This window comes from uncultured Bacteroides sp., from assembly GCF_902491285.1.
Taxonomy (GTDB): Bacteria; Bacteroidota; Bacteroidia; order Bacteroidales; family Bacteroidaceae; genus Bacteroides.
Genome location: NZ_CABUHK010000146.1, coordinates 1 through 6,181, shown reverse-complemented (window position 1 = coordinate 6,181; position 6,181 = coordinate 1). Strand labels below are relative to the sequence as shown.

The window sequence follows — 6,181 nt, the reverse complement described above, 5'->3', positions numbered from 1 at the left end:
AAGCACTATTGGGATAACGTAAACTTTGCCGATACCAATTATATCCATCACCCCGAAGTGACCGAACAGGCTTGGGCGGACTATTGCGATATATTGAACCATGTTCCATTGGAAACAGCACAGCAAGCTATGCGGAAAACTATCGAACGGACAAACGTGGATAAGAAAGTATTCACTTACATCACCGATTTGGCAGACAAATATTTATACGACCCTAACTCCCCTATGCGTAACGAAGAGTTTTATATCCCTGTACTGGATGCCATGATGGCTTCTCCCGTACTGGAAGAAATAGAAAAGGTACGTCCCAAAGCCCGTCGCGAACTGGCTCAGAAAAACCGTATCGGAACCAAAGCATTGAACTTTAACTATACATTGGCTTCCGGCGTACAAGGTTCCCTTTATCAACAGAAATCGGACTACACCTTACTATTTATCAATAACCCGGGATGCCACGCCTGCACGGAAACAATCGAAGCATTGAAAAATGCGCCCGTCATCAATCAGCTTCTAGCACAAAAGAAGCTAACCGTCCTCTCTATCTACCCCGACGAAGAACTGGACGAATGGCGGAAACATCTGAATGAATTCCCGAAAGAATGGATTAACGGATATGATAAGACCTTCGCTATCAAGGAACAACAACTGTATGACTTGAAAGCCATCCCTACCCTTTATCTCCTGAATAAGGATAAAACCGTTCTTCTGAAAGACGCCACCGCGCAAGCTATTGAAGAATATCTTTTATTACATCAATAAACCTTGCAAAAAACAAATAAACTATCTATCTTTGTCGCGCATTGGTTCGCAGCCCTCAAAACATACGAGGAAAGCGATTAAAAGGGAATCAGGTGTAAATCCTGAACAGTCCCGCTGCTGTAAGTTCTATAAATGTGTTGCGAGCAACCTACTTTTAGCCACTGGAAAGAAACTTCTGGGAAGGCGCCCGCAACAGGAACGAGTCAGAAGACCTGCCGTGCACCCAATTTCACTGCTTTCGAGGAAAAAGCGTTGAGTCTAATGAACCGGACAATCCGTCTATCATTTCATTCATCACTCTGATTCAGAGAAAGTGTGTTTTAATTAATAAACTCTGCCAAGTTTATTTATGCGTGTCCGGTCGAAGGGATTTCGCCCGGACACTTTTAAAAGTGAAAAAACAGACCAGTAGTAGGATAAGGATGAGACATACAAGGCTATACAAAAGTATCTGTGCAGTACTCTGCTGCCAACTTTTACTCCCGACACTTTTTGCGCAACAGCAAAAAGTGGATACAACACATACATACTCCATCCCCGAAATTACTGTTTCCGATATTTATCAAACACGAGAGGTACGTTCTACCGCTCCGCTACAAGTACTTTCCAAAGATGCGCTAAAGAACCTGCATGCCCTGCAAGTTTCTGATGCCGTGAAGCATTTTGCCGGAGTGACCGTGAAAGATTACGGTGGCATCGGCGGACTGAAAACCGTATCCATACGCAGCTTGGGTGCACAGCACACAGCCGTAGGTTATGACGGAATCACCGTAACCGACTGCCAGACAGGACAGATCGACATCGGCCGTTTCTCGCTCGATAATGTAGACCAACTATCACTCAGTAATGGTCAGAGCGACAATATCTTCCAGCCGGCACGTTTCTTCGCTTCGGCAGGAATACTGAATATACAGACACTTACTCCCCGTTTCAAAAAAGGGAAACGTACGAATATCAGCGCGGCTTTCAAGACGGGTTCATGGGGGCTTGTCAATCCATCCGTTCTGTTAGAGCAACAACTCAGTTCTAAGTGGACAGTCACAGCCAATGGCGAATGGATGTCATCGGACGGACAATATCCATATACCCTGCGCTACGGAAATACAGAGGGCGACCTGACTTCACGGGAGAAAAGAAAGAATACCGACGTACAGACTTTTCGTGCCGAAGCCGGACTTTACGGCAACTTCTCCGACAAAGAGCAATGGCGATTGAAAGCCTATTACTTTCAATCTTCGCGGGGATTGCCGAAAGCCACTACACTTTATAATGACTATTCCTCACAACACCTGTGGGACAAGAATACATTTGTACAAAGCCAATACAAAAAAGAATTCAGCCAACAATGGGTATTCCAAACTTCCGCCAAGTGGAACTGGAGCTATCAGCGTTATCTGGACCCCGACACCAAAAACTCTTTAGGAAAAACGGAAAACAGCTATTACCAACAGGAATACTATCTCTCCGCATCGGTATTATACAGATTATTGAGCAATCTTTCATTTTCCCTTTCGACGGATGGGAGTATCAATACAATGGATACTAATCTTACTAATTTTGCGCAACCCACCCGCTATTCATGGCTGACGGCTTTTGCAGGAAAATACGTGAATGACTGGCTGACAATCTCCGCATCCGCTTTGGCGACTATCATCAACGAAGATGTCAAGGAAGGCGGCAGTGCCGGCAATCACCGCAAATTAACGCCTTATGTCAGCGCTTCATTCAAGCCTTTCCGTAACGAAGAGTTTCGTATCCGTTTCTTCTATAAGGACATCTTCCGTCTGCCAAGTTTCAATGACCTGTATTACCAGGAAGTAGGAAACACCAAACTGAAACCTGAAAATGCAAAGCAATATAATATCGGTCTGACATACAGCAAGAATGTATGTGCATTCATTCCTTATCTTTCGGCAACCGTTGATGCATACTATAACAAAGTAACGGATAAAATCATTGCTTATCCTACCAAGAACCTTGCGATATGGAGCATGAGAAACTTGGGAAGTGTAGATATCAAAGGTATTGACATCACAGGAAACTTATCTCTTCAGCCTTGGGAGAAAATCCGCATCAACCTGTCCGGTAATTATACGTATCAACGGGCGTTGGATGTCACCAACCCTGATTTGAGTAAGGATAAATCGACTTATAAACATCAGATAGCCTATACTCCCCGTGTTTCTGCCTCAGGACAAGCAGACATCGAGACTCCATGGATAAATATGTCTTACTCATTCCTTTATTCGGGAAAACGCTATACAGTGGGACAGAATATCGCAGCCAACCGATTGGATAGTTACAGTGACCACAGTATTTCGGCGAGCCGAGACTTCCGGATAAGAAAAGTTACAAGTTCGCTCAGCGTGGAAGTACTGAACCTGATGGATAAAAATTACGAGATTGTACGATACTTCCCAATGCCGGGACGTTCGGTAAGAGCAACGCTAAAAATAACATATTAAAAGCAGGATACTGATATGAAAAGGAAATTGACATATATATTTTGGTTCTGCCTGCCCATCCTATTATTATTCACGGCTTGTGATGACATGGAAGATAAGCCTTTCACTTCGGACATTGCAGGTGACCCGACTGAAACAGATACAGCCGAGCTCTATGCGTTATGTGAAGGACTATTCAATCAGAATAACAGTTCATTGATGCGTTTCTCTTTCGGAAACCAGAGAATGGTGCGCAACTATTTTAATACAATCAATCATCGGGGATTGGGAGATACGGCAAATGATTTAGCCATTTATGGCGGCAAGATATATGTCATTGTCAATGTTTCCAGTACAGTGGAAGTAATAGACTTCCGTACAGGAAACTCCTTGAAGCAAATTCAAATGCTGACCGAAAACGGAAGTTCACGTGAACCGCGATACATCGCCTTTCATAAAGAAAAAGCGTATGTGTGTTCTTATGACGGAACAGTGACACGTATTGATACAACTTCCCTCGCCATAGACGGTGTCACCTCCGTGGGACGTAATCCCGACGGAATCTGTGTACAAAACGAGAAGTTATATGTTTCCAATTCCGGCGGACTGGATTATGCATCCGGTCTGGGAGTAGACAATACTGTATCCGTGGTTGATATCGCCACATTCAAAGAAATCAATAAAATTACAGTAGGACCGAATCCGGGCAAGATTGTAGCCGGTACGGATGGAACAACCGTTTATGTAGCAACCCGTGGAGAAGATGTAGAAGCAGGAAATTATAACTTTGCCAAAATAGACTGTCTGACAAATGGAGTGACTCATTACAATGAGAAAGTACAGAACTTCGCCATTGACGGAGAGATTGCCTATCTATACAATTACAATTATAGTACGCAAACATCTTCTATCAAGACATTCAATCTGAAAACAGGAAAAACCGTTCGTGAGAATTTCATTACGGACGGAACAAATATCGATACTCCTTATGGAATCAATGTGAATCCTTATAGTGGCAACGTATATATCACAAATGCTTATGATTACACCATATACGGAGATTTGCTCTGTTTCAACCAACAAGGACAACTGCAATTCCGCCTGAATAATATCGGACTGAATCCGAACACGATTGTATTCAGCGACAAGGCTTCACAAAGCGACATTGATGATAATACCGAAGAAACTGAAAATTCATTGGCTTTCGCCGATAAAGTATGGGAATATAAGCCGGCTCCCGGACAGTTTATCAATACGAGTACATCGGCTTATGAGACAGGTTTCACTGCCGAACAAGTTTTAGAGCGTGCCACAGAAAAGCTAAAGAAAAAATCAGTTATCTCATTAGGCGGATTCGGTGGAACAATAACAGTAGGATTTCCTCAACCAATCCCTAATATTGAAGGGGAATATGATTTCAAGGTGTGGGGAAATGCCACTTACAACAATAACACTGGAACAGGAGCACTTGGTGGAAGTGCTGAACCGGGAATTGTATTAGTCTCGAAAGATATAAATAGGAATGGGATACCTGACGATGAATGGTATGAGTTGGCAGGTAGTGAGTACGGAAAAGATACGGAAATACGTAATTACGAAATCACCTATTATCGCCCCCAACCTGCCAATGGCGATGTCCGCTGGAAAGATAATTTAGGAAAAGAAGGATTCGTCAAACGTAACACATTCCATCAACAAGATTCTTATTATCCGAACTGGATAGAAGAAAATGAAATAACTTTCCATGGGACACGTCTAAAAGACAATGCCGTAGAAGAGGGTAATGTCTGGGTAGGCTATTGTTATCCTTGGGGATATGCAGACAATCATCCCAACAGAACCGAATACAGCCAATTTAAAATAGACCGGGCTGTAGACCAAAACGGACAACCTGTATTATTAGACCAAATAGACTTCGTAAGAATCTATACCGCCGTCAATCAGAACATAGGCTGGACAGGAGAAATATCTACCGAAGTCGTCACAGTAGAAAACTTACATTACAAAAAATAATCAAACAATTAATAATTAAAATTAGAGCAAAAACATGAAAAAGTTATCTTTATTCTTATTAGTATCTGTGTTCGCTTTTTGCGGATGTAGTGATGATAACGATGAAACAAAAGGTGGTGACAAAAAAGAAGTTGTCATTAGTTTCGAGAACCTACTAACTGAGACTGAATCTGAATTTAAAACAACAGAGGGAGAAGTAGATGGCTACTATACGAAGTGCAATTTTAAAGACCCTCAAAATCTAATAGAATTACCACATTACTACAGTAGTTACCAAGGTAGTACAAGTTTTGGCGGTGGATTCACTTATACTAATTACACTGATATTACAACTGCTGGGTATAGTAATATCAGCGCTATAACAGGAAAAGGGAAAAACGGAAAAACCTATTTAACATCAAATACCAATAGCTACACCCCTGCCCAAATCACTAATCTCAACACCGAAAAATATGAATTCAAAGGTGCATGGGTAACAAACACAACATATGCTTATCTTGCTGTCAAGGATGGAAATGATGGCTCATCTTCTATGGTTAAAGGGCCTTTCACTAATGGGGACTGGTTTACGTTAACAGCAGTAGGATACAAAGCAGATGGAAGTGTTATCGGACGCATTGATTTCTACTTGGCAGATTTCCGTGACAACAAACAAAAAATAGTTAATACATGGGAATGGTTCGATTGGAGTAATATCAGCAATGCTGACTACATTAAATTTGAAATGAATTCATCAGATACAGACCCGGAAGTCGGAATGATAACTCCTTCTTATTTCTGCCTTGATGGTATCACTCTCATCGAAAAATAAAAAACAACCGTTCGATTTACCTAAATCAATTATATATTATCACAACCTATTGATTGTAAATTATCGGCTCAATAATTGTATTCAAACCGTATAATCTTATATTGCTGTCCGATAAAACTCAGAAAACGCGATACAGTATGGCTCGAACGCTGAT

At 41.8% G+C, this 6,181-nt stretch carries 4 protein-coding genes and 1 riboswitch; all 4 genes read left to right on the top strand.

The window, feature by feature from the left end:
- Positions 1–759, top strand: a 759-nt coding sequence (locus RDN93_RS21370) for a DUF5106 domain-containing protein (RefSeq protein ID WP_308747344.1), incomplete at its 5' end; no start/stop codon positions are given.
- 25 nt (positions 760–784) lie between these two features.
- Positions 785–994, top strand: a riboswitch (cobalamin riboswitch).
- Between the two features lie 187 nt (positions 995–1,181).
- Positions 1,182–3,224 (top strand): TonB-dependent receptor domain-containing protein, encoded by a 2,043-nt coding sequence (locus RDN93_RS21365; protein WP_308747343.1) that lies wholly within the window; start codon positions 1,182–1,184, stop codon positions 3,222–3,224.
- A gap of 15 nt (positions 3,225–3,239) precedes the next feature.
- A complete protein-coding gene (locus RDN93_RS21360; protein WP_308747342.1) occupies positions 3,240–5,216 on the top strand; it encodes a YncE family protein in 1,977 nt (658 codons plus the stop codon).
- A 34-nt stretch (positions 5,217–5,250) separates the two neighbouring features.
- Positions 5,251–6,027 carry a DUF4465 domain-containing protein gene (locus RDN93_RS21355; RefSeq protein ID WP_308747341.1) on the top strand — a complete coding sequence of 259 codons (777 nt, stop codon included), beginning with the start codon at positions 5,251–5,253 and terminating at the stop codon, positions 6,025–6,027.
- Positions 6,028–6,181: the final 154 nt, after the last annotated feature.